Origin of the sequence: Sinorhizobium americanum (assembly GCF_001651855.1) — a bacterium.
GTDB classification, from domain to species: domain Bacteria; phylum Pseudomonadota; class Alphaproteobacteria; order Rhizobiales; family Rhizobiaceae; genus Sinorhizobium; species Sinorhizobium americanum.
The window spans coordinates 1-26,613 of sequence record NZ_LNQC01000049.1 but is presented as its reverse complement, the minus strand read 5'-3'; the positions used below and the strand labels follow the sequence as shown (position 1 = coordinate 26,613).

General features: G+C 62.1%; 27 protein-coding genes. 19 read left to right on the top strand and 8 right to left on the bottom strand.

Features of this window, described 5'->3' with window-relative positions; all coding sequences use genetic code 11:
- The first annotated feature begins 59 nt into the window (after positions 1 to 59).
- The 7 genes from ATC00_RS11030 to ATC00_RS11000 all read left to right on the top strand — a co-directional run bounded on the left by ATC00_RS11030 (position 60) and on the right by ATC00_RS11000 (position 6,849).
- Entirely contained in the window at positions 60 to 1,097 is a 1,038-nt protein-coding gene (locus ATC00_RS11030) for a PstS family phosphate ABC transporter substrate-binding protein (RefSeq protein WP_037385589.1), read from the top strand.
- Positions 1,098 to 1,161: 64 nt separating this feature from the next.
- Positions 1,162 to 2,532: a phosphate ABC transporter permease subunit PstC gene (pstC, locus tag ATC00_RS11025; RefSeq protein WP_064252771.1), complete on the top strand. Its 1,371-nt coding sequence runs from the start codon at positions 1,162 to 1,164 to the stop codon at positions 2,530 to 2,532.
- A 14-nt stretch (positions 2,533 to 2,546) separates the two neighbouring features.
- Complete coding sequence (gene pstA, locus ATC00_RS11020) at positions 2,547 to 3,830, top strand: phosphate ABC transporter permease PstA (RefSeq protein ID WP_412458386.1); 1,284 nt, start codon at positions 2,547 to 2,549, stop codon at positions 3,828 to 3,830.
- A gap of 12 nt (positions 3,831 to 3,842) precedes the next feature.
- A complete protein-coding gene (pstB, locus tag ATC00_RS11015) occupies positions 3,843 to 4,658 on the top strand; it encodes a phosphate ABC transporter ATP-binding protein PstB (RefSeq protein WP_064252769.1) in 816 nt (271 codons plus the stop codon).
- 43 nt (positions 4,659 to 4,701) lie between these two features.
- Entirely contained in the window at positions 4,702 to 5,412 is a 711-nt protein-coding gene (phoU, locus tag ATC00_RS11010) for a phosphate signaling complex protein PhoU (RefSeq protein WP_064252768.1), read from the top strand.
- A gap of 48 nt (positions 5,413 to 5,460) precedes the next feature.
- On the top strand, positions 5,461 to 6,147 hold the full coding sequence (gene phoB / locus ATC00_RS11005; protein WP_064252767.1) for a phosphate regulon transcriptional regulator PhoB: 687 nt from the start codon (positions 5,461 to 5,463) through the stop codon (positions 6,145 to 6,147).
- Positions 6,148 to 6,162: 15 nt separating this feature from the next.
- On the top strand, positions 6,163 to 6,849 hold the full coding sequence (locus ATC00_RS11000; protein WP_064252766.1) for a winged helix-turn-helix domain-containing protein: 687 nt from the start codon (positions 6,163 to 6,165) through the stop codon (positions 6,847 to 6,849).
- Positions 6,850 to 6,860: 11 nt separating this feature from the next.
- Here the strand turns inward: ATC00_RS11000 and arsK are convergent, their stop codons facing one another.
- The 8 genes from arsK to ATC00_RS10960 form a co-directional block, all read right to left on the bottom strand.
- Positions 6,861 to 8,081, bottom strand: coding sequence for an arsenite efflux MFS transporter ArsK (gene arsK / locus ATC00_RS10995; protein WP_064252765.1), 1,221 nt, complete (start codon positions 8,079 to 8,081; stop codon positions 6,861 to 6,863).
- Entirely contained in the window at positions 8,078 to 9,487 is a 1,410-nt protein-coding gene (locus tag ATC00_RS10990) for an FAD-dependent oxidoreductase (RefSeq protein ID WP_064252764.1), read from the bottom strand. The genes arsK and ATC00_RS10990 overlap by 4 nt, the downstream gene beginning before the upstream one ends.
- A gap of 54 nt (positions 9,488 to 9,541) precedes the next feature.
- Positions 9,542 to 9,862, bottom strand: coding sequence for an ArsR/SmtB family transcription factor (locus ATC00_RS10985; protein WP_064253051.1), 321 nt, complete (start codon positions 9,860 to 9,862; stop codon positions 9,542 to 9,544).
- A 213-nt stretch (positions 9,863 to 10,075) separates the two neighbouring features.
- Positions 10,076 to 12,700: an arsenate reductase (azurin) large subunit gene (locus ATC00_RS10980; RefSeq protein WP_064252763.1), complete on the bottom strand. Its 2,625-nt coding sequence runs from the start codon at positions 12,698 to 12,700 to the stop codon at positions 10,076 to 10,078.
- Positions 12,701 to 12,712: 12 nt separating this feature from the next.
- Complete coding sequence (locus ATC00_RS10975) at positions 12,713 to 13,237, bottom strand: arsenate reductase (azurin) small subunit (RefSeq protein WP_173827771.1); 525 nt, start codon at positions 13,235 to 13,237, stop codon at positions 12,713 to 12,715.
- Positions 13,238 to 13,388: 151 nt separating this feature from the next.
- Positions 13,389 to 14,717 carry an arsenic response regulator transcription factor AioR gene (gene aioR, locus ATC00_RS10970; RefSeq protein ID WP_064252761.1) on the bottom strand — a complete coding sequence of 443 codons (1,329 nt, stop codon included), beginning with the start codon at positions 14,715 to 14,717 and terminating at the stop codon, positions 13,389 to 13,391.
- On the bottom strand, positions 14,707 to 16,173 hold the full coding sequence (locus ATC00_RS10965) for a sensor histidine kinase (protein WP_064252760.1): 1,467 nt from the start codon (positions 16,171 to 16,173) through the stop codon (positions 14,707 to 14,709). Before ATC00_RS10965 ends, aioR begins: the two co-directional genes overlap by 11 nt.
- Positions 16,170 to 17,084, bottom strand: a complete 915-nt coding sequence (locus ATC00_RS10960; RefSeq protein ID WP_064252759.1) for a substrate-binding domain-containing protein — start codon at positions 17,082 to 17,084, stop codon at positions 16,170 to 16,172. The genes ATC00_RS10965 and ATC00_RS10960 overlap by 4 nt, the downstream gene beginning before the upstream one ends.
- Positions 17,085 to 17,219: 135 nt before the next feature.
- Between ATC00_RS10960 and ATC00_RS10955 the strand changes: the two genes are divergently transcribed.
- The 12 genes from ATC00_RS10955 (at position 17,220) to ATC00_RS10900 (ending at position 25,894) form a co-directional block, all read left to right on the top strand.
- Positions 17,220 to 17,573: an ArsR/SmtB family transcription factor gene (locus tag ATC00_RS10955; RefSeq protein ID WP_037385552.1), complete on the top strand. Its 354-nt coding sequence runs from the start codon at positions 17,220 to 17,222 to the stop codon at positions 17,571 to 17,573.
- The gene (locus ATC00_RS10950) at positions 17,570 to 18,100 is read left to right on the top strand and encodes an arsenate reductase ArsC (RefSeq protein ID WP_037385549.1); all 531 of its coding nucleotides are present in this window, start codon (positions 17,570 to 17,572) and stop codon (positions 18,098 to 18,100) included. Before ATC00_RS10955 ends, ATC00_RS10950 begins: the two co-directional genes overlap by 4 nt.
- A gap of 3 nt (positions 18,101 to 18,103) precedes the next feature.
- Entirely contained in the window at positions 18,104 to 18,802 is a 699-nt protein-coding gene (locus ATC00_RS10945; RefSeq protein ID WP_064252758.1) for an aquaporin, read from the top strand.
- 2 nt (positions 18,803 to 18,804) lie between these two features.
- Complete coding sequence (arsC, locus tag ATC00_RS10940; RefSeq protein WP_173827772.1) at positions 18,805 to 19,230, top strand: arsenate reductase (glutaredoxin); 426 nt, start codon at positions 18,805 to 18,807, stop codon at positions 19,228 to 19,230.
- A gap of 31 nt (positions 19,231 to 19,261) precedes the next feature.
- Positions 19,262 to 20,032, top strand: a complete 771-nt coding sequence (gene arsH, locus ATC00_RS10935) for an arsenical resistance protein ArsH (protein ID WP_064253050.1) — start codon at positions 19,262 to 19,264, stop codon at positions 20,030 to 20,032.
- 65 nt (positions 20,033 to 20,097) lie between these two features.
- Positions 20,098 to 20,424, top strand: a complete 327-nt coding sequence (locus ATC00_RS10930; RefSeq protein ID WP_064252756.1) for a hypothetical protein — start codon at positions 20,098 to 20,100, stop codon at positions 20,422 to 20,424.
- Between the two features lie 147 nt (positions 20,425 to 20,571).
- Positions 20,572 to 21,021, top strand: a complete 450-nt coding sequence (locus tag ATC00_RS10925) for a copper chaperone PCu(A)C (RefSeq protein ID WP_161951904.1) — start codon at positions 20,572 to 20,574, stop codon at positions 21,019 to 21,021.
- Between the two features lie 91 nt (positions 21,022 to 21,112).
- Positions 21,113 to 22,639, top strand: coding sequence for an alkaline phosphatase (locus ATC00_RS10920; RefSeq protein ID WP_064252754.1), 1,527 nt, complete (start codon positions 21,113 to 21,115; stop codon positions 22,637 to 22,639).
- 70 nt (positions 22,640 to 22,709) lie between these two features.
- The gene (locus ATC00_RS10915) at positions 22,710 to 23,141 is read left to right on the top strand and encodes a hypothetical protein (protein WP_064252753.1); all 432 of its coding nucleotides are present in this window, start codon (positions 22,710 to 22,712) and stop codon (positions 23,139 to 23,141) included.
- Positions 23,142 to 23,148: 7 nt separating this feature from the next.
- Entirely contained in the window at positions 23,149 to 23,820 is a 672-nt protein-coding gene (locus ATC00_RS10910; protein WP_064252752.1) for an ABC transporter ATP-binding protein, read from the top strand.
- Positions 23,817 to 25,034: an FtsX-like permease family protein gene (locus tag ATC00_RS10905; RefSeq protein WP_064252751.1), complete on the top strand. Its 1,218-nt coding sequence runs from the start codon at positions 23,817 to 23,819 to the stop codon at positions 25,032 to 25,034. Before ATC00_RS10910 ends, ATC00_RS10905 begins: the two co-directional genes overlap by 4 nt.
- 110 nt (positions 25,035 to 25,144) lie before the next feature.
- Positions 25,145 to 25,894, top strand: coding sequence for a DUF4336 domain-containing protein (locus tag ATC00_RS10900; protein ID WP_064252750.1), 750 nt, complete (start codon positions 25,145 to 25,147; stop codon positions 25,892 to 25,894).
- Positions 25,895 to 26,613: the final 719 nt, after the last annotated feature.

Below are 26,613 nucleotides of genomic sequence, written 5' to 3'. Positions count from 1 at the left end.
GCGGGGGCTAAAGGGATGCCGACGCCGATGCGTCAATCCGAATTCCAGGGAGACAATCCATGAAGAAGTATCTAGGAAGCTGTGCGCTCGTCGCAATCATGCTGAGCACCGCTGGCGTCGCTGTTGCTCGCGATCAGGTCAAGGTCGTCGGCTCCTCGACGGTATTCCCCTATTCGCAGGCTGTTGCTGAAGAGTTCGCCAACAAGTCCGGCAAGACTGCTCCGGTCGTTGAATCCACAGGTACCGGCGGCGGCTTCAAAGCATTCTGCGGCGGTGTTGGCGAAGACTTCGCCGACGTCACCGGCGCTTCGCGCGCCATCAAGGAATCCGAGGTGAAGCTCTGCGCCGACAACGGCGTTACCGACATCACCGAAGCGATGATCGGCTATGACGGCCTCTCGATCGCCGTATCTCGCGGCAACGAAAAAGACTGGGACCTGACCGAAGAGCAGATCTTCAAGGCTCTCGCCGCCGAACTCCCGGATGGCAAGGGCGGCTTCGTCGCCAACCCGAACAAGAAGTGGTCGGACATCGACCCGTCGCTTCCGGCAACGGACATCGTCGCCTTCGGCCCGCCGCCGACCTCCGGCACGCGTGACGCCTTCGTCGAACTCGTCATGCACGACGGCTGCAAGGGCCTGCCGGGCATGGCCGACCTGAAGAAGGCCGACGAGAAGAAGTGGACGGAAGTCTGCTCGCGCATGCGCCAGGACGGCCCGTTCGTTGAAGCCGGCGAGAACGACAATCTGATCGTACAGCGCCTCGAATCCGACCCGAACTCGGTGGGTATCTTCGGCTATTCGTTCCTCTACGAAAACTCCGACAAGCTGAAGGACGTCAAGATCAACGGCGTTGAAGTGACCTTCGACACGATCGCCGACGGTTCCTATCCGGTCGCTCGTCCGCTGTTCATCTACATCAAGAACGCTCACCGCGACGTTATTCCGGGCATGAAGGAATTCCTCGAAGAGTTCGTCTCTGACGGCGCTCTCGGCCCCGATGGCTACCTCGCCGAACGCGGCCTGACGCCGCTCGACGACGCTAAGCGCTCGGAAGTCCAGAAGGCTGTTTCCGAAGCCAAGAAGCTCGGTTCGTAACTTCAGACATTGGGGCTGGCTGCCGCTTGTGGTAGGCAGCCCCACCTTTGTTTCTGGGGGCCACATGTCCGGATATTTGCTGGCAGCTTTGGCGCTTGCAGCGCTAGTTATGACTTTTGTCGGTTCTGCGCGCGCTCGCGCCACGCAGAACGGAGCTTCTGAAAAGACGCACTCTCGACCGATCTATCACGGCCTGAATGCGGCGATCTGGACCGGCGTGCCGGCCTTCATCTTCCTGCTGTTGTGGCTCGTCGGGCAGAACAGCGTAATCAATCAACTCGTCATCGCCAGCTTTCCCGGTTCGGAAAGCCTCGACGCGACGGCCCGCTCGCTCATCATGAGCGAGGTCCGGCAGGTCGCGGCTGGAAACATATTCAAAGAGCCGACGCCCGAAATCCAGGCCGCCGTCGTGCATCTGAAGTCCCTGCAGCAGATTTCGACCGCCGCGATGGTCGCGGTGGTGGCCGCCACGATGGCGGTCGGCGCGTTCTTCGGATACCGCGTCATCGATAACCGCTATCGTGCCCGTCACAGCGTCGAGCGGTCCGTCACCTATTTCATGATGTTCTCGTCCTTCGTTGCCATCGTCACGACGCTCGGCATCATCGCCTCGCTCGTCTTCGAGGCATTCCAGTTCTTCACGAAGGTGCCGGTCACCGAGTTTCTGTTCGGATTGCGCTGGGAGCCGCAGATCGCCATCCGCGCCGACCAAGTGGCGGGGCAGGGAGCATTCGGCGTCATTCCGGTTCTTTTCGGCACGTTCGTCATATCGCTGATCTCGATGATCGTCGCCGTCCCTACCGGCATCCTTTCCGCGATCTATCTTACCGAATATGCCGACAAGCGGTTCCGCGCGGTGATCAAGCCGCTGCTCGAGATTCTCGCCGGCGTCCCGACGGTCGTTTACGGCTTCTTCGCCGTTCTTACCGTCGCGCCTGCCGTGCGTAACCTCGGCCTCAGCCTGGGTATCGAATCCTCTCCGAACAGCGCTCTTGCCGCCGGCGCGGTGATGGGTGTGATGATCATCCCGTTCATCTCCTCGCTTTCTGACGACGCTCTGGCGGCCGTGCCGAGGGCAATGCGGGAAGGGTCCTTCGCTCTTGGCGCGACGAAGGGCGAGACGATCCGCAAGGTACTGCTTCCGGCAGCTCTGCCCGGCATCGTTGGCGGCGTATTGCTGGCGCTCAGCCGCGCCGTCGGTGAAACGATGATCGTCGTCATGGCCGCAGGCCTTATCGCCAAGATGACTGTCAATCCGTTCGACGCGGTGACCACGGTAACCGTGCAGATCGTCACGCTGCTCATCGGCGACTCCGAGTTCGACAACCCGAAAACACTGGCAGCCTTCGCGCTCGGCCTCATCCTCTTCATCGTGACGTTGATCCTGAACCTCATCGCTCTGCGCACCGTGCGGAAGTACCGGGAGAAATACTGATGTCCAGCGCAGCCATTACTGACACTGTCAGCCCCGCCGGAGTGAACTGGCACTCCGATGAGATGAAGGCGAGACGCAAAGCCCGGTATGCGGCAGACAGACGTCTGCAGATCTACGGCATCATCGCGATCACGTTTGCCTTGGGCTTCCTTGCCATCCTGGTGGGTTCGCTGAGCTTCACCGGCTACAAGGCCTTTACGCAGACCGTCGCTACCGTCGAGATCGTTCTGTCGACGGCAAAGGTGGATCCGGCAAACATCGGTGAAGCGGATTGGCGCGGTATCGTCCGCGGCGCCCTGCGCGGCCTGGTGCCCGACATGAAGAGAAGCGAAGAGCGCAAGTTCTTCGAGATGTTCACCTCGTCGGCGCCGTTCCTGGTCCGTGATGCGGTCGTCGCCGACCCCAGCAAGCTGACCGGCAAGAGCAGCTTCGCGATACCGATGGCCGATCCGGTCGACCAGTTGGCCAAGGCCGGCATCAGCCGCGACGTCCCAGAGAACCAGCGCCGCATCAACGACAAGCAGATCGGGATCTACGATCAGCTCGTCGCTAACGGCGTGATCTCGACGCCGTTCAACTGGGGCCTGTTCTTCAACGCCGACAGCCGCTTCCCTGAACTCGCCGGTCTGGCGGGCGCAATCTCCGGCTCGTTCTGGTCGCTGCTGGTTTGTTTCCTCATCAGTTTCCCGATCGGTATTGCTGCAGCAATTTACCTCGAGGAATTCGCACCGAAGAACAGGATCACCGACCTCATCGAAGTCAACATCAACAACCTGGCTGCCGTTCCGTCCGTGGTGTTCGGTCTGCTCGGTCTCGCAGTATTCCTCGGCTGGATGGGCCTGCCGCGTTCCGCGCCTCTCGTTGGCGGTTTGGTGTTGGCATTGATGACGCTGCCGACTCTGATCATCGTTACACGCGTCTCGTTGAAGTCGGTACCATCCTCCATTCGCGAAGCGGCGTTGGGCGTCGGCGCGTCGAAGCACGAGATGATCTTCCATCACATCCTGCCGCTCGCGATGCCGACGGTCATGACCGGAGCGATCATCTCGCTGGCGAGAGCGCTCGGTGAAACCGCGCCGCTGCTGCTGATTGGCATGAACGCCTTCATCACCAGCCCGCCCGAGGGTGTCTTCGCGGCGTCCACCGCACTGCCGACACAGATTTACATCTGGGCGGATAGCCCGGAGCGTGGCTTCGTGTCCCGTACCTCCGCTGCAATCTTGGTTCTATTAGCATTTCTCGTGCTGATGAACGGGATCGCGATATTTCTCAGACAGCGCTTCGAGCGCCGCTGGTAGGGAGAAACCGAGATGAACATTATGTCCGAAGCAGCAGTGGAAAAGGCACTGGATAAGAAGATGAGCACCGTAAACTTCAAAATGGTCGGAAAGGACGTCTCTGTCTACTACGGCGAGAAGCGTGCTCTCTTCGACGTGAACCTCAACGTCCGCAAGAACACGGTCACGGCCCTGATCGGCCCGTCGGGCTGCGGCAAGTCGACCTTCCTGCGCACGCTGAACCGCATGAACGACACGATCGAGGGCTGCCGCGTCGTCGGCAAGATCACGCTCGATACGGATGACATCTACGATCCGACCGTCGACGTGGTGGAACTGCGCGCCCGCGTCGGCATGGTGTTCCAGAAGCCCAATCCGTTCCCGAAGTCCATTTATGAGAACATCGCATACGGCCCGCGTATCCATGGGCTTGCACGCCACAAGGCTGACATGGACGAGATCGTTGAGAACAGCCTGCAGAAGGCGGGTCTGTGGAACGAGGTGAAGGACCGCCTGCAGGAGCCGGGAACGGGTCTTTCCGGGGGCCAGCAGCAGCGCCTGTGCATCGCCCGCGCCGTCGCCGTCAGTCCGGAAGTGATCCTGATGGACGAGCCCTGCTCGGCGCTCGATCCGATCGCAACGGCCAAGGTAGAGGAACTCATCCACGAGCTGCGCTCGAATTTCACCATCGTCATCGTGACCCATTCGATGCAGCAGGCGGCCCGCGTCTCGCAGCGCACCGCCATGTTCCATCTCGGCAACCTCGTCGAGGAGAATGAGACGGACAAGATGTTCACCAATCCGGACGACCAGCGCACCCAGGATTACATCATGGGCCGCTTCGGCTGATCGGCCAGACCCTGTGAAGAGCGCGCCTATCGAGGAACAGAAGATGTCTCACACACACATTACGACCGCCTTCGATGAAGAGTTGAAATATCTGACCCGCCGGATTTCGGAGATGGGCGGTCTCGCCGAGCAGATGGTGGCGGACTCCGTCCGGGCTCTGGTGAACTCCGACCTGGCGCTTGCCCAGAAGGTGATTTCGGACGACACGATCCTCGACGATGCCGAGCGCCAAATCGGCGAGAAGGCGATCGTCACCATCGCCAAGCGTCAGCCGGTCGCTTCGGATCTTCGCGAGATCATGGGATCGATCCGGATCGCGGCCGACCTGGAGCGTGTCGGCGACCTGGGTAAGAACACCGCCAAGCGCGTCATCGCGGTCGCGGGCTCTGGCGTTCCGCGCAAGCTCGCGCGTGGCCTCGAGCATCTGGCAGAGCTCGCTGCGGTCCAGCTCAAGGAAGTGCTCGACGTCTACGCATCGCGGTCGCCGGAGAAGGCGAACAGCATCCGAGAGCGCGATGAGGAGATCGACGCGATCTACACCTCGCTGTTCCGCGAACTGCTCACCTACATGATGGAAGATCCGCGCAACATCACGACGTGCACGCACCTGCTCTTCTGCGCCAAGAACATCGAGCGGATCGGCGACCATGCGACCAACATCGCCGAAACGATCTATTATATGGCGACCGGTTCTCAGCCCGAAGGCGAGCGTCCAAAGGACGACACGACCCCGTCCGTAGGCGCGGGAGAGTAGCGCCTGCGAACTGGCAACAGGATCAAATCACAACGGAGTTTTGGCTGAATGCTACCCAGGATAGCTGTTGTTGAGGACGAGGAGGCACTGAGCATCCTTCTTCGCTACAACCTCGAAGCCGAAGGTTTCGAGGTCGACACCATCCTTCGCGGCGACGAGGCGGAAGTCCGCCTGCAGGAGCGCCTTCCAGACCTCCTGATCCTCGACTGGATGCTGCCGGGAGTGTCCGGCATCGAGCTATGCAGACGGTTGCGCCAGAAGGCCGAGACAGAGCGGTTGCCGATCATCATGCTGACGGCGCGAGGCGAGGAAAGCGAGCGGGTCCGGGGGCTCTCGACGGGCGCTGACGACTACGTCGTCAAGCCTTTCTCGACACCCGAACTGATGGCCCGCGTCAAGGCGATGCTGCGGCGTGCCAAGCCGGAGGTCCTCTCCACGGTCCTGAAATCAGGCGACATCGAACTCGACCGCGAAACGCATCGCGTCCATCGTCGAAGTCGAGAGGTCCGGCTCGGACCGACGGAATTCCGTCTGCTGGAGTTTTTCATGGTGTCTCCTGGACGGGTCTTTTCGCGGGCGCAACTCCTGGATGGCGTGTGGGGGCACGACATCTACGTGGACGAGCGCACGGTCGACGTTCATGTCGGGCGGCTGCGGAAGGCGTTGAATTTCTCCAATATGCCGGATGTGATCCGGACTGTGCGCGGGGCGGGGTATTCGCTGGAGACTCAGTAAGGGAGTGAAGACTGCATGGGAGCGCGAATTCTTGTCGTCGAGGATGACGAGCCACTGCGTTTGACGCTCGAGCATAATCTCCGCAAGGAGGGATTCACGGTCGACGGACTCACGCGCGGAGACGAAGCGGAGGCCCGGATAGAAGCAAGCGCCCCCGATACCCTTGTGCTTGAGTGGTCTCTGCCTGGAGTTACCGGCATCGATCTTTGCCGACGCCTCCGGACGCGTTCTGCAACCTTCAACTTGCCGATCGTGCTCTTGGTGGATGCGGCGGGCGAGGACGAACGCATCGCCGGTCTCTCGGCTGGAGCAGATGACTGCCTGGTAAAGCCGTTCTCGATCATGGAGTTCATCGTACGCGTCAAGAACCTACTTCGACGCTCAAACCCCGCATTGCTCGACCACATGATCAAGGTGGGCGACCTCACGCTGGACCGGGCGGCGCGCAGAGTCCATCGGCAGAAGCGCGAAGTGAAGCTCGGTCCGACGGAGTTCAAGCTGCTCGAATTCCTGATGAGTTCGCCCGGAAGGGTTTATTCGCGCTCCGAGCTCAAGGCTTCCCTCTGGGGCGATGATACGACCGTCGACGAACGCGCTGTCGATGTCCACATCGGCCGACTGAGGAAAGGCATCAGTCTGGGCAAGGCGGATACAGTAATCCGGACCGTTCGGGGCGCGGGCTACGCGCTCAGCGACTACTAGGTGGCATCATACTAGCTGCTTGGAACTGCAGTGGGGGACGACGACGGCCTTCTGTGGAGGAAAGCTACCTGCGAAAACAAGGCAATGGCCGCGCCACCCGTTGCGATCCCGATCAAGATTGCCTCGCTGATTCCCCGTGCCTGCATGATGAACGCGAACGCGAACGGTGCGAGGGCGGAAGAGAATTGTCGAGCAGAGCTCACCCAACCGAGCCGAGCCGCATAGCCTGGCCGCCCAAACAGTTCGAGCGGCAGCGTGCCTCCCACAATGCTGGCGAGACCGGAGCCCAGGCCGAAAAGGATGGCGAAGACGACAACGCCGGGCAGCCAAGGACTGGTCATGAACAGCACGCCCAGGCCCATCGTCAGCAACCCGGCGGAAGTGATGGCCAAAGACGTCTGGGACAATCGCCCTCCGAACAGCATGTTCAGCAGGCGACTTGCCACTTGGGACGGCCCGAACAGACTCGAAGTCACTAACCCTGCAGTACCCAATCCCAGGGCACTCACCATCGGCACCATGTGTGTGAGGATGGACGCCAGGACCAAACCCTCGATTGCAAATGCAGCGAGCATCACAATGAACAGGCCATTTCGTGGTGGGTGCAGAGTTGCACTGGGCGCGAGAGGCTCCTGGTCAGCACATGACGGAGCTTCAGGCTGACGCGGCAGTCGCCCGACCCAGAGATGAATTGGCATGCAGACCAGGATGTTCAGCGCGGCGAAGACAAGGTAGATGGTTCGCCAGTCGACTTGATCGCTCAGGATCCCCGTCAGGGGCCAGAACAATGTCGAAGCGAATCCTGCGATCAGCGTCAGATGGGTGATGCTGCGCTGGGCGCCGCGTCCGCCGATCTGCACGATTGCTGCGAAGGCCGCGCCGTAGAGCACGAAGGCTGATGCCACCTCCATCAGCACCAATGAGATGCCGAACGCGATCGCATTCGGCGAACATGCGGCCGCCGTCATGGCAAGCCCGGCACCGAGGGAACCCGGAACCATGAGCCTGCCCGCACCGAAGCGGTCGGCCCAGGCTCCTGCCTTCGGAGCGATGATGCCACCGAACAGCAGTGACAACGACAAAAGGCCGAACAGCCAATCCAGCGGTATGGAGAAATCCCGCGCCATTCCTGGCGCGAGAATGCTGAAGGAATAATACAGAGTGCCGTAGCCGATGATCTGGGTCACGCCGAGCGCCCAGATCACTCGTGCGGGCGCGTTCGGTTCAATCATGCGGCAGTTTCCGCTTCTGATTTCTGGCTAGCGCCGCAACCGCAACCAGATTTGCCTTCTGACTTGGCCCCCGCGTCAGCGACACAGCAAGCGTCGACCTCGACCGGAGCAGGGCCACCGCAGCAGCCTCCCGTTGGCGCGCCCGAGAGACCGGGCAGTGTCACGCTGCACACCCCGGTTTCAGGAAGCACGAGCTCGACCTGGCGCGCAGCGACATGATCGCCCGCCAGCTCGGCGACTACGGAGCGCACCTGCTCGTAGCCCGTTGCCATGAGGAACGTCGGCGCGCGGCCATACGACTTCGAACCGACGATGAAGAAGTCGCGTTCGGGATGGCCAAGCTCTTCGACGCCATGCGGAGGCACGGTACCGCAGGAATGCAAGTTCGGATCGATCATCGGGGCGAGCCGGCGCGGCGACTCGACGGCGACGTCCAGATCGATGCGTAATTCGCTCAACATCTCCAGATCCGGGCGGAATCCTGTCGCGACGACGACACGGTTCACATTGAGCGACTCGGGTCGGCCGCCCACCAATGCTTTGACCTCGAGGGTTTCTCCCCTGGGAGCGATGGATTCGACGGAGAATGGTGCCAACAGCTTCAGGCGGCCGCTTTCAATGGCGTTCTTGGCCGCCAGGCCGAGCGCGCCACGGGCGGGCAGTTGGTCGTTCAGGCCTCCACCAAGCAGCTTGTCGATCTTGTTGCGTCTCAGCGCCCAGGTGACCGACGTTTTCGGATGCTCCCTCTGAAGGTCGAGCAGTGACAACACTGTATTTATGGCCGAGTGACCGCTTCCGATCACCAGCACGTCATTCCCGGCGTAGCGCTCGCGCTCGCGCCCCAGCACGTCCGGGATGCCGTAGCTTATCCGGTCACCCGCCAAGGATTCGCCTGGTACCGGAAGCCCATCGACACCGATAGGATTGGGCCGGAGCCAAGTTCCGGAGGCGTCCAGCACCGCCCGCGCCGTGAGACGCCTTTCCGCTCCTGCTTCGTCCCGGTAGCGAACCACGAACGGGGCGCGGTCGCGATCTTCGTTGGAGACCTTGTCGAGCCCGAGACGGGCGATCGAATGAACGGTCGTGCCGTACTTGGTGTACCGCGCCACCAGACGGGCGAGCGGGATCAGATACTGCTGCACGATCTCCGATCCGGTCGGAAGGGCGTCCGGATCGGGCTGGCTCCAGCCGCTCTCTTCAAGGAGTTCCAGGGCGGCCTTGTCGAAGACGTACCGCCAGGGAGAAAACACGCGAACATGGCCCCAATCGACCAGCGAGGAGCCGGGCCCATTTCCGCGCTCGAATACGACCGGCTGCAGCCCGCGTTGGAGGAGGTGGGCGGCCGCGGCGAGTCCGACCGGCCCCGCGCCGATCACTGCGACCGGAAGCTCGGAGTAGTGGTACATGTTCAAGTCCTTCCATACTTCTGGTTTTATCGAAATTACTAGTCAAAAAAAGGATCAGGCCTCGGCCGTCTCCCTGCGTTCCTCGCATGCCCCATCGGCGCAGCACTCGTCGGCAAGATAGCCGATGAGCGACGACATCGCCTTGTAGTTGGCACGGCAGATCAGCGTCGTCCCGTTTCGTTCCTGCGTCACAAGTCCGGCGTCGATCAGCTTGCGACAATGGTGCGAAAGCGTGCTCGCCGGAATGTTGAGTTTCTGCTGAAGGCCTCCGACCGGAAGGCCATCGACGCCCGCCCGCACCAGCGCCCGATATAGGCGCAGTCGCGTTGGATTGCCCAAGGATTCCAGTTGAGATGCGGCTAATTCGAGTTTCATGGAAATATTCATAACGAAGCCGATGTTCCCATGTCAATCAGTATTTCGATTCCCATGGAAATAGGAGCATCTCGCGGGGCGTCGAGAACGAGCCGTCAGCGCTTTTCCTGAAGTCGCATGCAACAGAGTCGGCATCCCTCAGTCAGCCCCGGAAGTGCGGGAAAAAGCATTCAAGTGGAAATGGGAGGGCGACGGCCGCCCTCCCGCGGTGATTCAAGATGGTTTGTATTCCTGCGACTTGAAGGTGAGATGGGCGACGTTTCGCGGTGCGTCCGCGATCTTGCGAATGTCGGCCCAAGTCTGCTTGTAGTTAGGCAGGATCAGCTCGTTCGTGCCCGCATTCACGACATTGCCCTGCACGCCTGTCGGGTAGCCGAACATCATGAAGGTCTCGCCGCGTCTCGCCGTCGGCGTAGGATAGACCATCGCCTGGGTCGCGCCGCTGTCGTTGAAGACCTCGACGAGATCACCTTCTTTCAGGCCCGCTTCGGTCATGTCCTGAGGGTTCATCTGGATGAACGGATAGGGCCAGCGGTCCATCACGAAGTCGTTCTCTTGGTCGAGGTAGGCCGACTGCCAGACATGGTTGGTCCGGCCGTTGTTGATCAGGTACTTGTACTTGTCCTTTTGCTCCTGCTTGCCCGGAGCCTGCAGGCCGCGCCATTCAGACACCATGAACTTGGCCATTCCATCAGGGGTGTTGAACTTTCCGTCGGCGTAGAGCCGCCGGGTGCCGATAATGCGTTGCGTGCCGGCGTCAGGCACTGGAGCGGCCGCGGCGTTCGGGTCAGCCTGCTGAACCGGTTCCTTGCCGCGCGCGCCTTCGACGGCCGGGCCCTGGACGATCATTCCCGGCTGCGCGCCGGTCGTGGTCTCGCCGCGCGAACTGCCCTCGGCGACGGGACCGCCCTCGATGCCAACGGCAGGTTCCTGGAAGCCGTTGTTGCCCATCGCGCGAAGCCGAGCGTATGTGACGTACTCTCCGCCCTTCTCGTGCTGGTGATACCCGTCCATGAAGGCGTCTTCCTCGGACTTCCAGTCGAAGCCCTTGAACTTGTCGGCATAGGCCGCATCGCCCATGTCGCGCAGCACGCGCTCCATGTTGTTGGCGAGCCTTGCCGCGATCAGGCAGTCCGGCATCGCCTGGCCGGGCGGGTCCATGTAGCGCTCGGTGAGGCGCATCCGACGTTCCCCATTCATCGACGTCAGGTTCATCTCGCCGGAGGTCGCGGCGGGAAGCACGACGTGACAGGCCTGGCCAATCTTGGTGGGAATGATGTCCACGTTCACGGCAAACAATCCGCCCTGGTTGATCGCCTCGACGATCGCCTTCACCATCGCGTCCCGGTCGCCGTAGGGCGCGGCGCTCATCGCGTCCTTCACGATGTCGGTCCGCTTCTTGTAGACCTTCTTGAACTCGTGGGCGTTCAGGGTCGTCTTGTAGTGGTCGCACCCCCAGATGTGGTGCACGCCGCCCTGTCCGCCGATCAGCAACTGGTCGACATAGGCTGCTGGCTTGCCGACGTGGGCGTCGGACGGGCGGGAGTAGCCTTCCTGATGGCCGCCGAGGCGCACGCAGCCGCCGCCAGGCCGTCCGATGTTTCCGGTGGCGAGCGCTATGTTCACCAGCGCTGCGTTGGTGCGGTAGTTGTCGTTGCCCCAGATCAGTCCTTTCTCGTAGGGCAGCATCGTCCGGCGGCGCTTGCCGTCGGCCTTCGGCTCGGCGATCCACTGCGCCGCCTTTTCGATGTCTGCAGCCGGCACTCCGCAGATCTCGGAAGCTTCCTCGAGGGTCGTTTTGTTGCCTTTGACGGCCTCGTCGAATCCTGCAGTGCTTGCCTTGATAAACTCCTTGTCGGTCCAGCCCTTCTCGACGATGTGCGTGAAGATCGCGTTGAAGAGGGCGAGGTCGGTGCCCGAGTTGATCGCGAGGTGCAACACGTTGTCCGCGCCAGCCTCGGCCTCGCATGCGTTGACACTGACGGTTCGCCGCGGGTCGACGAAGACGATCCTGACGGGAGGATGTTCTTCGCCCGGCAATTGCTCGTTCTTCTTGTCGGCTGTCGTGCCGCGCATGTTCGGAACCCAGTGGTTCAGGAAGTAGTTGGTCTGGGTCTCGAGCGGATTGGCCCCGACGCAGAAGATCGTGTCGGCAAGCTCGGCATCCTCGTAGCAGTTGTTGAGCTCGCCAACCCCCATGTCGCGGGTGGCGTGGACCTCGGAGTTGTAGGCGGGGCGATTGTGGATGCGGATGTTCTTGACCTTCATCGCCTCGAAGTAGAGTTTGCCCGTGCCCCAGGTGTTCTCGTATCCGCCGCCAGCGCCGCCGTGGTCGTAGGCCGAGACGTAGAGCGCATCCTCTCCCTTCTCCTTGATGACGGCTGCGGTCACGCGTGCGACGAGATCGAGCGCGTCTTCCCAGCTCGTCGGCTGCATCTGGCCGTAGCGCCAGACCAGCGGGTCGGTCAGTCGCTGCTGCTGGGTGTTGCGCGCCTCCGAGTAGCTCATTTCCGCCATGCGAGCGCCGCGGACCGAGCCCAATCCGGAGTTCACGCTGCATTCGCGATCCGGCTTGATGACGATATGTACGTCCTGGCCGTCCTGCTTGACGATGTTGTACATCGAGGGCGAGTACCAGGCGACGGTTTCTGCTTGCTGCTGCTTCGAGAGGTCGACGCCGAAGATGTTCTTATCCGGCTCCGTGCCGCCCTGCTTGTTCACGGGCCAGGTATAGGCGTGATAGCCGCAGCCGACGATGCAGAAATGGCATGTGACGTTGTGCTGCTTTGCGTCCGCGGGGATGATCGGCAGACGGTCGATGTTGCGTTTGTAGGCCATCGTCTTTCTCCCTCAAAGCACGTTCGACAGGCGGCCGTAGATCAGTTCATCCACGCCCTCGGCGAAGATGTCGCCGTTCTCCGCGATGCGAAGCGCGTACTGCGGCAGGTTCTGCGTGGCCTGGCCCCAGACCTGCTGGCCTCCTTTCTCAGGATCGAACACGGAATAGTGTCCGGGACAGTTGAAGGTCTTGCTGTCGGCCGAATAGCTGAGGGGGTAGCCCTTGTGCGGACAGATCGTCGAGAAACCGACGATGTCGCCGTCGGGCCCGGCCCCGCCTTCGACGCGTATGCCGAGCTTGAGAAGGACTCCCGGCGCGTCCGGGTCCGGATAGGTGACCTCCAAGGGCTCGTTCAACTTGAGTTCGGAGACATTGGCGAGACGGTTTGAAGGGTACTCGACCCTGGCCGCGGGCGTCGCGGCCTTCGCCTGAGGCGCGGCTCCGGCCGCGGCAACCGTGGCACTGGCGGCCATCAACGCACTGCCGCGCAGGAACTGGCGGCGGCCCAGATCGACCATGTTTCGACAGCGTGACATTCAAGCCTCCCTACGTTGGATGTCCTCGTCCACAGGTCAGCAAACGTCATGCCATTTAGGAGAATGCCGGATTTCCGGGGGAGAACGGTCCTTTGCGAGATAAAGGCGTTAAAAGCTGTCGGAAAATGCGAACAGCCGACGTGCCGGATGTTCAGTTTTCCGAACGTGCTCCACCTTCGATCCCGAACCGAGTCATCTTCTCCCACAGCGTCGTTCTCGACACGCCGAGGTAACGCGCGGCCTCGGATATCTGCCCGTTGGTCATGCTGAGAACCCTGAGGATCTGCCTGCGCTCGGCGGCGTCGCGCGCCTCCGACAGGGTAGCGACGGAGCCGGCGACGTGTCCGGCTCGTTTGTCTGGAAAGAGGTCTATCGGCATCAGCAACGTGTTCTCGGACAGCGCCGCCGCGCGTTCCAGACGGTTGCGGAGCTCGCGCGCGTTGCCCGGCCATTGATGCTCGAGCATCACATCTTCGGCGAGCGCACTGATACCGCGCACCGGTGTGTCGCGCGCCTCGGTGATCTCGTCCAGGAACCGCTGCGCCAGCCACAGAATGTCCTCGGGTCGCTCCCGGAGGGGTAGGATCGCAACCGGCAGGGCAGACAAGCGGAAGTACAGGTCCTGGCGGAAGCGGCCAGGCTCGCTTTCGACGTTCTGGTGGGTGGCGCAGACGATGCGTGCCTTGAACGGGATCGGCTTTTCGCTCCCCAGGCGGTGGAAATGTCCGTCCTCGATGAGCCGCAACAGCTTCGTCTGCAACGGAATCGGCATGTCACCGATTTCGTCGAGGAAGAGGATGCCGTCGCCTGCTCGTTCGGCATAACCGCGATGAAGCTGGTTCGCCCCGGTGAACGCTCCCCTTTCGTGGCCGAACAGCTCGCTTTCCAGCAACTCGCCCGGAATCGCAGCGCAGTTGACCGCCATGAATGGAGAACTGGCCCGGCCGGATACCTGATGGAGAAAGCGCGCGCAGATTTCCTTTCCCGTCCCGGTTTCGCCTTGAATGAGGACTGGCAGCGTGTGCGCGGCATATCTCCGGAGGACCATCTCCACGTGCCGCATGGAAGCTGAGATCCCAAGCTCGCCCTCAAGCGAGTCCCTGGGGCTCGACCGAAGGCTTGATGCTATCCTGTCGAGCAGCGTGGCCATTTCGAAAGGCTTGGTGATGAAGTCCACGGCGCCGCTGCGCATCAGCCGCACGGCCTGGTCGATGTCGCCGTAGCCCGACATGAACAGGAACGGTGTCGAACTTTCGCAGCAACTCTGCCGGAAGACGTCTTCCCCGTTCATGTCCGGGAGGCGGATGTCGCATATCACCAGATCGAAATCGCCGACGTGGGCGGACAGCTCTCGAAGCGCCTGCTCGCCGCGTGTCCACCACTGCACCTTGTGTCCCTCGAGCGAAAGGCGCTGCACAAGCGATTCGCCCATGATGGGATCGTCTTCCAGAAGCCCGATGCGTCCTGCGTTATGCTGCATGGTTCACCTCCAAGGGGTCTCGCAGCGGCAGATGGAGTTCGACGAGTGCGCCGGCGCTGTCGCTCTCTCCAACTCTTATCCGACCACCGGTCTCGTCGACCATCTTCCTGACCATCCATAGCCCCAGCCCATTGGCGCGGCGGCTTGCGGGTGCAGGGTCCGGTGCCACGAGCACTTCGAGAGCATCACTGCTCAAGCCAGGGCCGCTGTCGCCGACTGCGAGCACCAATGTGCATGCTTCGGCATCGAAGCGGGACTGAACAGAGATCTTGCCGCCGTCGCCGGCCGCCGTACTGGCATTCAGCACTAGGTTGAGAAGTGCCTGTCGGACCGCGACGCCGGAAAGCACCGCGAGCGACGGCGTGTCTGGACATCGCTCCCAGTTCAGCGTCTGCTGTCTTCGCGCGATCTCCGGCCCGATGAGCAGCCTCACGTCGTCGAGGTCCTGGACGGTCAGCGGCCGCCCGGACCGGTCCGCGCGATATGTCGCAAGAGCCGCGCGCACCACGTCCCGGATACCGGTCAGGCCGCGCTCGAGAAGCGACAGGCTGGTCTCCCTGACTGACTCGTCGGCTCCGTGACGCTTGAGGGTGTCGATGCAGTTGAACAGGCCGCCGAGGGGATTGTTTATCTCGTGCGCCATGCTGGAAGCGAGACGCCCGAGGCTGGCGAGCTTCTCCTCCTCCGCGAGTTTCAGCGTGAGGGCGCTGCGTTCCCGCTCGGCCTCGACCAGCGCGTTAAACCCGTGAAACAGCTCGGCGAACTCGCCTTCCCGCCGCGGGAATTCCTCGAGCGCGATCGGCCGGGGAGTGGCGCTCGCCCCCGATCTCATGTGGTCGGCCAAGGTCTTCACGGGCCGGACCATTCGACGCGCCAGCAGGTAGCCGACAGTCGCGAATGCGATGGCGAGCGCGGCGTTCGTGGCGAGCAGGGTGTTCAGGACCTCGCGCCGTTCGGCAATCAGGTGGGATATGTCGAAGGAGGCGTGGATCGCGCCGACCGGCCTGCCTTGGTAGAGGAGGTCACGCCTGCCGAAACCTGTCCGCTTCTCCCAGTCGATCTGCATGCCGTCGCTCGGCGGAGCGCGGTCAGCGTATTCGGCGGGCAATTCCGCGAGCGGGGCTACCGACTTCGGGTGGCTCGATGCGAGGACCCGGCCGTCGCGCCCGGTGACGATCGTCTCGAGAGGGACGAGCACGCCGTAGGTAGACGGTGTCCGGTCAAGGATATCGTAGGTCTCCCAGATGTCGCCGCGTAGCACCGGAGGAATGAGCGCATTCGAAAGCCCGTCGAGGTAGGTGCCCACGACGGCCGCCATGTGCTGCTGCTGGGTTTCGTAGAGCCTGCTTAGCACGCGTTCCGAGATTATGGCGCTGACGACGATCATCAGCGCTGCGACCATCGCGGGCACGCGGATCGTGAGGGGTATCCGCCGGAATTCGTCGACGAGCTTCACCCCAGCCTCCTGACGAGTTCGATGTTGGCGGCGATGCCATCGAAGGTCGAAGGCGGCGCATCGACGAATCCGTCAAGCTGCAGGCGACCAAGGAGCGACCGTCCGACCGGATCGGACACCATCCCGAGGAAGGCCGATCGAAGTCTTTCGAAGGCGGCCGTGCCCTTGAGCCTTGCGGGCGCGGCGATCGGCGGAAAACCGTACCAATCCGATTTGACCAGTACCTTTGTCCGGGAGACGAGGTCCGGCTCGATGCTCTTCATCACCTCCCACACGTAGCCGTCGACGCTGCCGGAATTCGCAAGGCCCGCGGCGACGGCGCGGATCACGTTGCGGTGCCCGTAGGTGAAGAACGTCTTCCGGAAGAACGTATCCTCGCTCAGGTGACGCTGTGCGAGGTAGGCTTTCGTGACCAGGTAGCCAGAATTGGAATCGGGATCCGAGAAGGCGTGGATGTCGCCCCTGCAATCGTCGAGCGAGCTTGCCCCCCGGTCCGCTCCCACGATGAGATAGGACTGATAGAGCGGCTGTCCGCGCCACGATGGCGTCGCGACGAGCACCAGTTCGTCCTGGAATTTCCGGTAGGGATAGCCGCAGATCCACGCGGCCTCCAGGTTCCCCGCCACGAGCAGGGCGGTCACTTCCTGGTAGGTCCTCTGTGTGACAAGCTGGACCTCATGCCCCGTCGCGTTAGCGAGATAATTCTTCAGTTCGTCGAGAACCTCGAGGTCATTGGAGAGAAAGACCGGCGTCAGACCGAAGCGCAGTACTGGTTTTTCCAAGGAGTTCGCGGCGGCGGCTGCGAGTGCTGGCATCGATAAAAGCGACAGCGCGCCTCCAATGAAGCATCGTCTGCCAAGCCTGGCGTGTCCGCCGGGCCGACAGTCGGGAATGTCCTCGATTCCCTTCATTGGCTCCTCCCGCGTGCCTCTTGCGGGCGATGCTTCCCGTCTCCTCGAAAAGCCTTCGGCGGAGTTGCTCCACCTCTTCGTTCAATGTGTAGCACCGACGGTTGACGCTGTCCACATTTCGGGTATTCTCGACATATGGAACAAGTAAACGCAATTCTCGCGCTTGCGGCACTCGCCCAGTCGACACGCCTTGAAACCTTCCGCCTGCTTGTCCGGCATGAGCCCGATGGATTGCCGGCAGGCGACATCGCCCGCGCCTTGGCCGTGCCCCACAATACGATGTCGACGCATCTGAACATCCTCGCTCGGGCGGGTCTGGTTTCTTCCGAACGCCGCAGCCGACTTATCGTCTACCGCGCGGATGTTTCGCGTTTGCGCGATCTGACCCTCTTCCTCGTCCAGGATTGTTGCGGCGGAAACGCCGATCTTTGCGCGCCGCTGGTCGAAGCGCTCAACCCCTGCCGTTCAAGCGAAAAGGTAGCCCCATGACCAAGACGACGTTCAACGTGATGTTTCTCTGCACGGGAAACTCCGCCCGTTCGATCATTGCCGAGAGCGTCCTTAGAAAGGACGGGGGGAGCAAGTTCAACGCCTTTTCAGCCGGCAGTCAGCCAAGAGGCGAGGTCAACCCCTTTGCGCTCGAGACGCTCGCGGGCCACAATTATCCGATCGACGGACTTCGCTCCAAGAACTGGGACGAGTTCGCGCGGCCCGGCGCTCCTGATCTCGATTTCGTCTTCACCGTCTGCGACAACGCGGCGGGCGAGGCCTGCCCGGTATGGCCCGGCCAGCCGATGACGGCGCATTGGGGCGTCGAGGATCCGGCAGCAGTCGAGGGGACGGACGCCGAAAAGCGTGTCGCCTTCGCAACGACGCTCCGTTACATGAAGCTTCGCATTGCAGCCTTTGCAGCTCTGCCTGTCGAGAGCCTCGAGCGGATGAGCCTGACCTCAAGCCTCCACGAGATCGGCCGGATGGAAGGCTCCACTGCCGCCGCAAGGCCGCAGGCGAGCTGAAGCATGACCTTCGACCTCAAACGCTGCCTCGGCGCGGAAGCGCTCGGCACTGCTATTTTGGTCGCCACCGTCGTCGGCTCCGGGATAATGGCCGACCGCCTCTCCGATGACGTCGCGGTCTCCCTTCTCGGAAACACGATTCCAACGGGCGCGATCCTGGTTGTCTTGATCAGCATTCTTGGGCCGATCTCCGGAGCGCACTTCAATCCGGCGGTAACAATGGTGTTCGCGGCGAGGCGCGAGATCGAGCCATCCGCAGCGGCGCTCTACGTCCTCGCGCAGTTTGCCGGCGGCCTCGCAGGAACGTTTGTTGCCCATGCGATGTTCGACCTGCCGATCTTCCAGGTTTCGGAAACACTGCGGACAGGGCAGGGCCAGTGGATCGCAGAGACGGTCGCCACCTTCGGCCTCGTGTTTACGATCCTGGCGGGACTGCGCTTGCGCGCCGACGCCATCCCGTCGCTGGTCGGCCTCTACATCACCGCGGCCTACTGGTTCACTGCCTCGACGTCCTTTGCCAACCCCGCTGTCGCTGTCGCCCGCGCCTTTTCGAACACTTTTTCGGGCATCCGACCGACGGACGTTCCGGCCTTTGTCGCCGCCGAAGTTCTCGGCGCGCTCGTGGCCACGGCTATCGCCGGGTGGTTGCTTGCCGAGCAAAACACCTCAACTTCACCAATTAAGGTCAAGGGGACCGAATGATCATGGACGTTGTCATCTACCACAATCCGTCATGTGGGACATCGCGCAACACGCTGGCGCTCATTCGCCACGCAGGCATCGAACCGACGGTGATCGACTATCTCAGTACGCCGCCGGGCCGGGAGGAGCTCGCCGCGATGATCCGCGGTGCCGGCCTGACCGTCCGCGAAGCGGTCCGGGAGAACGGAACACCCTATGCGGAGCTCGGGCTCGAGGATCCGGCACTCTCCGACGACCAACTCCTGACAGCGATGCTCGATCATCCGATCCTGATCAACCGGCCGTTTGTGGTCACGCCGATCGGCACGCGGCTGGCCCGGCCGTCCGAGGCTGTCCTCGACATCCTGCCGGCCGACGCGTTCATGGGACCCTTCGTCAAGGAAGATGGGGAAGCGGTTCTCGACGAGAATGGCCGCCGGCTCGTCTGAACCGCCGCGCTTCTTACGCATGGGAATTGAAATGAGACTACGCCCCCTTACCGATTTCGACCACCTTCCGGCGCTCGATCCCGCCTACATGCACCGTAACCCGGCGGATGGCCTCGGGCCGAACGACCACAAGCCGCGCATTCTGCTCCTCTATGGTTCGCTGCGCGAACGCTCCTTCTCGCGACTAGCCGTCGAAGAGGCCGCGCGTCTCCTGGAATACTTCGGCGCGGAGACCCGCATCTTCGATCCTTCCGACCTGCCGCTGCCTGACCAGGTCAAGGGGGATAACCACCCGGCGGTGAAGGAGCTGCGCGAGCACGCGATTTGGTCCGAGGGCATGGTGTGGTGCTCGCCGGAGCGGCACGGTCAGATCACCGGAATCATGAAGGCGCAGATCGACCATCTGCCCCTGAACATGGGCGGCATCCGTCCGACCCAGGGCCGTACGCTGGCCGTCATGCAGGTGTCCGGCGGCTCGCAAAGCTTCAACGCGGTCAATACGCTTCGGATACTCGGTCGCTGGATGCGGATGTTCACGATTCCCAACCAGTCGAGCGTCGCCAAGGCATTCCAGGAATTCGATGCGGATGGGCGGATGAAGCCGTCGAGCTACTATGACCGCATCGTCGACGTGATGGAGGAACTCGTTCGCTTCACCATCCTCCTGCGGCCGCACTCCGCCCGGTTGGTCGACCGCTATTCGGAGCGCAAGGAAGCCAGAACGCCCGTCAACCCTGACGAGGACCTGTCCTCCATCGCGGCCGCGCCGCAGAAGGGCGTTGCGCAGAGCGGAACCGCTTGATAGCGGTGCTGCGCACTGGGGCATTCTTGAGAGCGTTCACCAGAGGAAGCATTCGGAACGGAACGATGAACCGGATTGTGAGACGAAGCCGACAAGAACGCCCGAAGCAGACAGATGATCGGGCTGAGATCGCAGTCTGTGCCGTCGGCCTGATCGTTCTTCTGGCAGCGATTACTTTGGGCACTTGGTTCTTCGGCGATCGCTATGTCGGTGCGCAAGCAGGTGCCGTTACTTTCCTCGGCGGATGGTGCGCATTTGCCCTGTATGCGGCCAGCGCCGACGGCGCTCGGCAAGGTCGGCTGCTTCCCCCTCTCCACGCCTGGCTCAAATTTGCAGCGCCAATTGTCGCCGCCTGCGCGGTGCTGTGGCTGGCGTCCGGAAGATGGAATTAAGCCGTTCTCGCGACGGCTGATCTGCGGGAAATCACAGCAAATGCCTGGCTGTCACACAAGTGATAAGGCCCGTTGCTATCTCATGGACAAACAAGGCAGGGACGGATGCGAGTTAGACAACTACTTGGATCGATGATTTGCGCCGTCATGTTCTATGCTTCGAACGCGATGGCGGAGGATCACGAGAGTCACGTCGCTGCAATGGGAGACATCCGGGTGGTGCACCCGTGGGCGAGGGCGGCCGATGCCGGTGGTTCGACCTTGGTCTTCATGGATATCGAGAATGCCGGCGGCCCCGTCAGGCTGACCCGCGTCAGGACTGACGTGGCCGAGCGCGCCGAGCTCGTCGGCATCGTGATGGAAGGGACCGAGCTCACGACAGCCGCTGTCGGTGCCATCGACGTCCCCGTCGGAGAGGTCCAGCTTGATCCAGGCGGACTTGCAATAAAGCTGGACGGGCTGTCGCAAGAGCTTGCGGTCGGAGACGGGATCGAGATGGTCCTGAGCTTCGAACCGGGTGGTGAGTTGACCGTCCATTCCGAGGTCGAGCCTGCTGATGCGCGCGAGCACTCCCACGCGGGGCACTCTCACGACTAAGTGTCACATAACTGAAATGAACCCCCAATAGGGTCCCTCCGCGCGGCACTTCCGGTGCCATGCCTTCCACGTTCTTCGAGGGGTTTCATTGATGATCAGGACACTTTTTTCCGGCGTATGCTGCGCCGCGCTGATGGCCGCGCATGTGAGCGCCGCCGATCTCCCGCAGGCCAGCGACAGCTATTTCACCGCGGCCAAGGCCGCGCTCGAGGCAAAACTCGCGGTCCAGCCGATCTCTGGCAAGGCGAAGAACATCATCATTTTCGTCGGGGACGGCATGAGCGTGGCAACTGTCACGGCCGCCCGCATCCTCGAAGGGCAGAAGCGCGGCGTTGACGGCGAGTCCAACGTCCTGACGATCGACACCTTCCCCTACACCGCGATGTCGAAGACCTACAGCCACGACGGCCAGGTCTCGGATTCCGCGCCGACTGCGACGGCGATGGTGGCGGGCGTCAAGACGCGCAACGACATCATCGGCCTGAACCAGGACGCGGTCGTCGGTGATTGCGAGGCCTCGAAGGGCAAGGAAGTCAAGTCGATCTTCGAACTCGCCGAAGAGGCGGGCCTGGCGACGGGCGTGGTCTCGACCGCCCGCATCACGCATGCAACGCCGGCTGCGACCTACGGCCATACGCCCGACCGCGACTGGGAGAACGACAAGGAAGTCGGCGAGAATCTCGCCAAGGGCTGCAAGGATCTTGCCGACCAGCTCGTCAACTGGACGGCCGGCGACGGTTTCGAGGTCATCCTCGGCGGCGGCCGCAGCAACTTCGTTCCAGCCGAAACCGCCGATGTCGAGGATGAAGGAAAGACCGGCAGCCGCACCGACAAGCGCGACCTGACGGCCGAGTGGACCTCGAAGAGCAACAGCCATCTCTATGTGACGGACAAGGCGGGCTTCGACGCCGCCGACCTTTCCTCCGGTGCCAAGCTACTCGGCCTGTTCGACCGTAGCCACATGGAATACGAGCTGGATCGTCCGAAGGATGCCAAGGGCGAACCGTCGCTCGCAGAGATGACGGCCAAGTCGATCGAGCGTCTCTCGCAGGGCGAAAAAGGCTTCGTGCTGATGGTCGAGGGCGGCCGCATCGACCATGCCCACCATGCCGGCAATGCCGCCCGCGCGCTCGAAGATGCGATCGCCTTCGACCAGGCGATCAAGAAGGCGCTGGAAATGACCAAGCGCGAAGACACGCTGATCGTCGCAACCGCCGACCACGGCCACACCATGACGATCAACGGCTACCCGAAGCGGGGCAACCCGCTGTTCGGTCTCGTCGTCGATGTGGACGGCGAGGTCGCCAAGGCGGCCGACGGCAAGCCCTACACGACCCTCGGCTACGCCAACGGTCCGGGTGCGGTGTTCCCCGCTTTGGAAAAAGGCAAGACGGAAGCCCAGCCTGCCGGCGTCCGTCCCGACCTGACGACGGTCGACACAAAGTCACCAGACTTCCTGCAGCCGGCCCTGGTGCCGATGGAGTCGGAAACCCATGCCGGTGACGACGTGGTGATCTATGCCTGGGGTCCGCAGGCCCATCTGGTCTCGGGCACGGTCGAAGAGAACTACATCTATCACGTCCTCTCCAACGCCTCGGGCCTCGGCCAGCAGGACTGACGGTTCATCGTTGACGGATGTTCCGGCAACCCGGTCGACGGCCGGGTTGCTCCATTTTGATGGGTGACGAATGCGACGATTGATCACGGGTGCCTTCTTGATGTTCATCGCGGTTGCGATCGCTGCGGGCGCTGCCATAGCGGCAGCAAGCACGCTTAGCTTCGCGGAACTCTATGAGAAGGGCAGTGATCCGTCCGCCAAGACCAAGGCGCTTACAGGCAGCGAGGTCGAGATCGTCGGATACATGGCACCCCCGCTCAAGGCACAGGCGACATTCTTCGTGCTGACCAAGATGCCGATGGCCGTCTGCCCGTTCTGCGATTCGACGCTGGACTGGCCGACCGACATCGTTCTCATCAAAACCTCGTCGATCGTGGACCCCACGCCCTTCAATTTCCCGATCAAGGTGGTGGGCAAGCTGGAGGTCGGCTTCGAGAAGGATCCGGAAACCGGCTTTGTCAGCTTCCTCCGCCTCACGGATGCTGTTTTCGAGCGGCTTTGAACACCCAATGGTCTCCCTCAAGAAAATCAACGTCGAAGTGCCGGATACGGCTAATGACCGACGCGCCATTCTCACCATCGAGGATCTCTCGTTTCCACCTGGGGAATTGACCGTGGTGGCGGGGCCATCGGGATCTGGCAAATCCACGCTCTTGAACGTCATTTCCGGCATCACGCCCCTCACAAGCGGTTCCGTCACCGTTTTTGGGGAGACAGTGACCGATTTCCGCGAAAGCCGGCGAGATGCCTGGCGACGCCAGACTGTCGGCATGATCTTCCAGGACTTCAATCTGATCGGCGAATTGTCGCCGCTCGACAATATTCGCTTGCCTGAAAGCTTCGGCAAGGCGGCCCGTCCTGCCGCCGATGCGAGATCGCTCATGAAGCGGTTCGGCGTTCCGGAAGACCGAACGACGGTTTCGCGGATGTCGCGTGGTGAGCAGCAGCGGGTCGCGATTGCCAGGGCATTGCTGTTCGATCCGCGGATCATCCTGGCCGACGAGCCGACCGCCAGCCTCGACACAAAAAACGGATCCTTCGTCATCGATTCGCTGATCGAAGAAGCGGCCAAGGGCAAGACGGTTATTGCCGTCAGCCACGATCCGGAATTCGCCGCGCGAGCTGCAACGACCATCCATCTCGATCACGGAAGAGTAGTCAGAAAGGATCGCGCGCAATGAACCCGTTGCCGATGGTCCTTTCGACGCTCCGCGCCGACCGGCGCCTGAACCTGATGCTCGTGATCCTCGTCATGATTGCCACGGCTCTGGGTGTGGCGATCATATCGCAGGAGCGCGCCCTGAAGCAGGCGAGCGCGCGGGCCGTCGACAAGTTCGACCTGATAGTCGCGGCTCCCGGAAGCATTACAGACGTGACCCTGAAGTCACTGTTCCTGCGACCTGGCGCGGTCGAACTGCTGAAGCCGGAGGTCGTTCGGCAGGTCGTTGCGGAAAAGCGCGTCGCATTCGCCGCGCCGCTTGCGTTCGGCGACAGCGTCAACGGCGACCCGGTCGTCGGGACGACTCGTGACCTCGTTCTTCATCTGGCGGACGGACATCTGGCAGAGGGCCGGGGCTTTGAGAACTGGGAAGAGGCGGTCGTCGGGCAGGCTTCGCCATTGAAGGTGGGCGACACGTTCCAGACGAGCCATGGCCACGGTCCCGAGGAGACGACAGGCGGCCTGGTCCATGCCAGCAGATTTACAGTGGTCGGTCGACTTCCGGCGCAGGGATCGCCGTGGGATCGCGCCGTGATCATTCCGGTGGAGCAGATCTGGAAGCTGCACAATCTTCCGACGGGCCACGCGCCGGAGGCGGGACCCGTCCTCGGCCCGCCGTTCGACGACGCCTACCTGACCGGAGTTCCGGCAATGGTGGTGAAGCCGGAAAATCTGGCCGCGGCGTACGGCTTGCGCAACCTGTTCCGAACCGAGACATCGACGGCATTCTTTCCGGCGGAAGTGCTGGTCGGGCTCTATCAGGTGCTCGGCGACATCCGCGTGATGATGACGGCGCTCGCCGCTGGCACCCAGGCTCTCGTCATCGCCGCGGTGATCGCCTGCGTGATTGTCCTGCTGCGCGTCCACAGGCGTCGTTTCGCCGTGCTCAGGGCGCTCGGAGCACCCAGGGCCTATGTGTTCGCCTGCATCTGGCTTTACGTCGTGACCATCGTCGCCACTGGCGCGATTGCTGGCCTCATCCTCGGATTCGCGGGCTCCTACCTGGCCGGACTGTTTGTTGCCAGTCAGACTGGCGTGGCACTCTCACCCTCGATTGGTCTCCAAGAAGTGTCCCTGGCAGCGGTTCTCGTTGCGACCGGATGCGTATTTGCGCTGGTTCCCGCCGTGGCACTTTACAGAGACCGTTTGGATCGTGCGTTGCAGACCATCTCATAGCGGCGCGTTGTCTGCCTTAACGCTCCCGCTCAGCGGCTGAATTTCGGACCGGTTGCAGACATCAAGCAATCAGACATACTCGGTTCAAGAAGTTATCTGGGAGACGATCTGTGGGCGCCTCTCTCTACGAGCCGATCAACGTATACAAGCCGATAGGGCCGGAAATCGGGATAGTCGATGGACCATTCGAGTATCTGACCGTAGGTGGCGTCAGGCTACCGCTGCCTTTCACGACCCGGATGACCATCGTGCGCCTTTCGGACGGTAGTCTGTTCCTGCACTCGCCGATCAAGTTCGACGAGGCGTTGGCAGGCGAGCTGCAGCGGATGGGCGCAATCCGTCATCTCGTCTCGCCCAACCAATTTCACTACGCTCATATCGGGGAGTGGTCCAAGGTCTTTCCCGACGCGATCACCTGGGCTTCGCCGCATGTCCGCCAAAGGGCGCGCGCCCGGCGCAACGATGTCACGTTTGCGCGGGACCTCGACTTAAATCCGACCGAGGATTGGCGGCAAGACATCGACCAGACGCTGTTTCCGGGCGGATATTTCAAGGAGTTCATCTTCTACCACAAAACCTCGAGAACGCTGATCCTGACGGACACGATCATCAACGTCGAGTTGGACAAAATGCCCGAGCCTTGGCGAACGGCAACGAAACTGAGCGGAATGTACCATCCCCGCGGGCAAATATTCTTCGGCATGAGGCTGCCCCTGTTATTGCAGCGACGAAAGGCCAATGCAGCGTTCGCGAAAATCCGTTCCTGGCGGCCGGAGCGCATTGTGCTCAGTCATGGTCGGTGCTTCGACTCCGATTGCGACGATGTCATCAGGAGGTTACTTGGCGGGCCGCCGTCTTGAAAGAAAGAGTCAATCGACCCTCGAGCGCCAATTTGTTGGTCGACTTCCATCGCACTTGCCGGGGTTGCCGCCGATACGGGTGTGGTCACGCTGAACCACCTCGACTAGGCCCTGAGGAGGACTGCGGAGACGAGAAATACAGTAATTCGCCACTCGTTCTTTCTAGTGAGCCTGTCATTCACCGTTCGGGCTATTCTTCTTGCGGAGGCTGCCTGACAAAAACGCGCGTTGCCGACCGTCGATTCACGGGCGAACGACTGCTTCGGGCTCACCGCAGCCGTTCACCACTCTAGTTGGCAGTGGCCGCTTCGGGTCGACTCTGTTCGTTCCCGTAGGTCTCACCAGGGTGAAACTCTGCCATATGCAATCGTTGGCGGAATGACTTGTTTGCTGGGAAGAGCCGTCAGAAGAAGCCATCATCAAGCCGGCAACCCGGCTCGCCGCAAGCCCTCGCGCAACCGTTCCGCGTCCTCGTCCCGACGCAGGTACAAGGTATCCACGAGCCAGTCCACATATTGCCGCGGCCCCGCCGCCGGATCGCCCTTCCAACACTTGCCGACCGACTCAATGGAGGCACTGGCACATCGCTGCGCCTCCTCGGTGCGCCCCAAATGACTGCAGGCTGCCGCACGCAAGGCGAGGTATCGAGGGTGCCGCCGCGCCGGCGCGTCCGCTATGAGCCGCTCCAGGAGATCGGCCGCTTCTCCGTCTCGCCCGAG

Bases quoted from the DNA above. Each gene is read 5' to 3' on its own strand.
- ATC00_RS11030 (WP_037385589.1), top strand. From the start codon at position 60: ATGAAGAAGTATCTAGGAAGCTGTGCGCTCGTCGCAATCATGCTGAGC.
- pstC (WP_064252771.1), top strand. From the start codon at position 1,162: ATGTCCGGATATTTGCTGGCAGCTTTGGCGCTTGCAGCGCTAGTTATG.
- pstB (WP_064252769.1), top strand. From the start codon at position 3,843: ATGAACATTATGTCCGAAGCAGCAGTGGAAAAGGCACTGGATAAGAAG.
- phoU (WP_064252768.1), top strand. From the start codon at position 4,702: ATGTCTCACACACACATTACGACCGCCTTCGATGAAGAGTTGAAATAT.
- phoB (WP_064252767.1), top strand. From the start codon at position 5,461: ATGCTACCCAGGATAGCTGTTGTTGAGGACGAGGAGGCACTGAGCATC.
- ATC00_RS11000 (WP_064252766.1), top strand. From the start codon at position 6,163: ATGGGAGCGCGAATTCTTGTCGTCGAGGATGACGAGCCACTGCGTTTG.
- arsK (WP_064252765.1), bottom strand. From the start codon at position 8,081: ATGATTGAACCGAACGCGCCCGCACGAGTGATCTGGGCGCTCGGCGTG.
- ATC00_RS10990 (WP_064252764.1), bottom strand. From the start codon at position 9,487: ATGTACCACTACTCCGAGCTTCCGGTCGCAGTGATCGGCGCGGGGCCG.
- ATC00_RS10985 (WP_064253051.1), bottom strand. From the start codon at position 9,862: ATGAAACTCGAATTAGCCGCATCTCAACTGGAATCCTTGGGCAATCCA.
- ATC00_RS10980 (WP_064252763.1), bottom strand. From the start codon at position 12,700: ATGGCCTACAAACGCAACATCGACCGTCTGCCGATCATCCCCGCGGAC.
- ATC00_RS10975 (WP_173827771.1), bottom strand. From the start codon at position 13,237: ATGTCACGCTGTCGAAACATGGTCGATCTGGGCCGCCGCCAGTTCCTG.
- aioR (WP_064252761.1), bottom strand. From the start codon at position 14,717: ATGCAGCATAACGCAGGACGCATCGGGCTTCTGGAAGACGATCCCATC.
- ATC00_RS10960 (WP_064252759.1), bottom strand. From the start codon at position 17,084: ATGAAGGGAATCGAGGACATTCCCGACTGTCGGCCCGGCGGACACGCC.
- ATC00_RS10955 (WP_037385552.1), top strand. From the start codon at position 17,220: ATGGAACAAGTAAACGCAATTCTCGCGCTTGCGGCACTCGCCCAGTCG.
- ATC00_RS10950 (WP_037385549.1), top strand. From the start codon at position 17,570: ATGACCAAGACGACGTTCAACGTGATGTTTCTCTGCACGGGAAACTCC.
- ATC00_RS10945 (WP_064252758.1), top strand. From the start codon at position 18,104: ATGACCTTCGACCTCAAACGCTGCCTCGGCGCGGAAGCGCTCGGCACT.
- arsC (WP_173827772.1), top strand. From the start codon at position 18,805: ATGGACGTTGTCATCTACCACAATCCGTCATGTGGGACATCGCGCAAC.
- arsH (WP_064253050.1), top strand. From the start codon at position 19,262: ATGAGACTACGCCCCCTTACCGATTTCGACCACCTTCCGGCGCTCGAT.
- ATC00_RS10930 (WP_064252756.1), top strand. From the start codon at position 20,098: ATGAACCGGATTGTGAGACGAAGCCGACAAGAACGCCCGAAGCAGACA.
- ATC00_RS10925 (WP_161951904.1), top strand. From the start codon at position 20,572: ATGTTCTATGCTTCGAACGCGATGGCGGAGGATCACGAGAGTCACGTC.
- ATC00_RS10920 (WP_064252754.1), top strand. From the start codon at position 21,113: ATGATCAGGACACTTTTTTCCGGCGTATGCTGCGCCGCGCTGATGGCC.
- ATC00_RS10915 (WP_064252753.1), top strand. From the start codon at position 22,710: ATGCGACGATTGATCACGGGTGCCTTCTTGATGTTCATCGCGGTTGCG.
- ATC00_RS10910 (WP_064252752.1), top strand. From the start codon at position 23,149: ATGGTCTCCCTCAAGAAAATCAACGTCGAAGTGCCGGATACGGCTAAT.
- ATC00_RS10905 (WP_064252751.1), top strand. From the start codon at position 23,817: ATGAACCCGTTGCCGATGGTCCTTTCGACGCTCCGCGCCGACCGGCGC.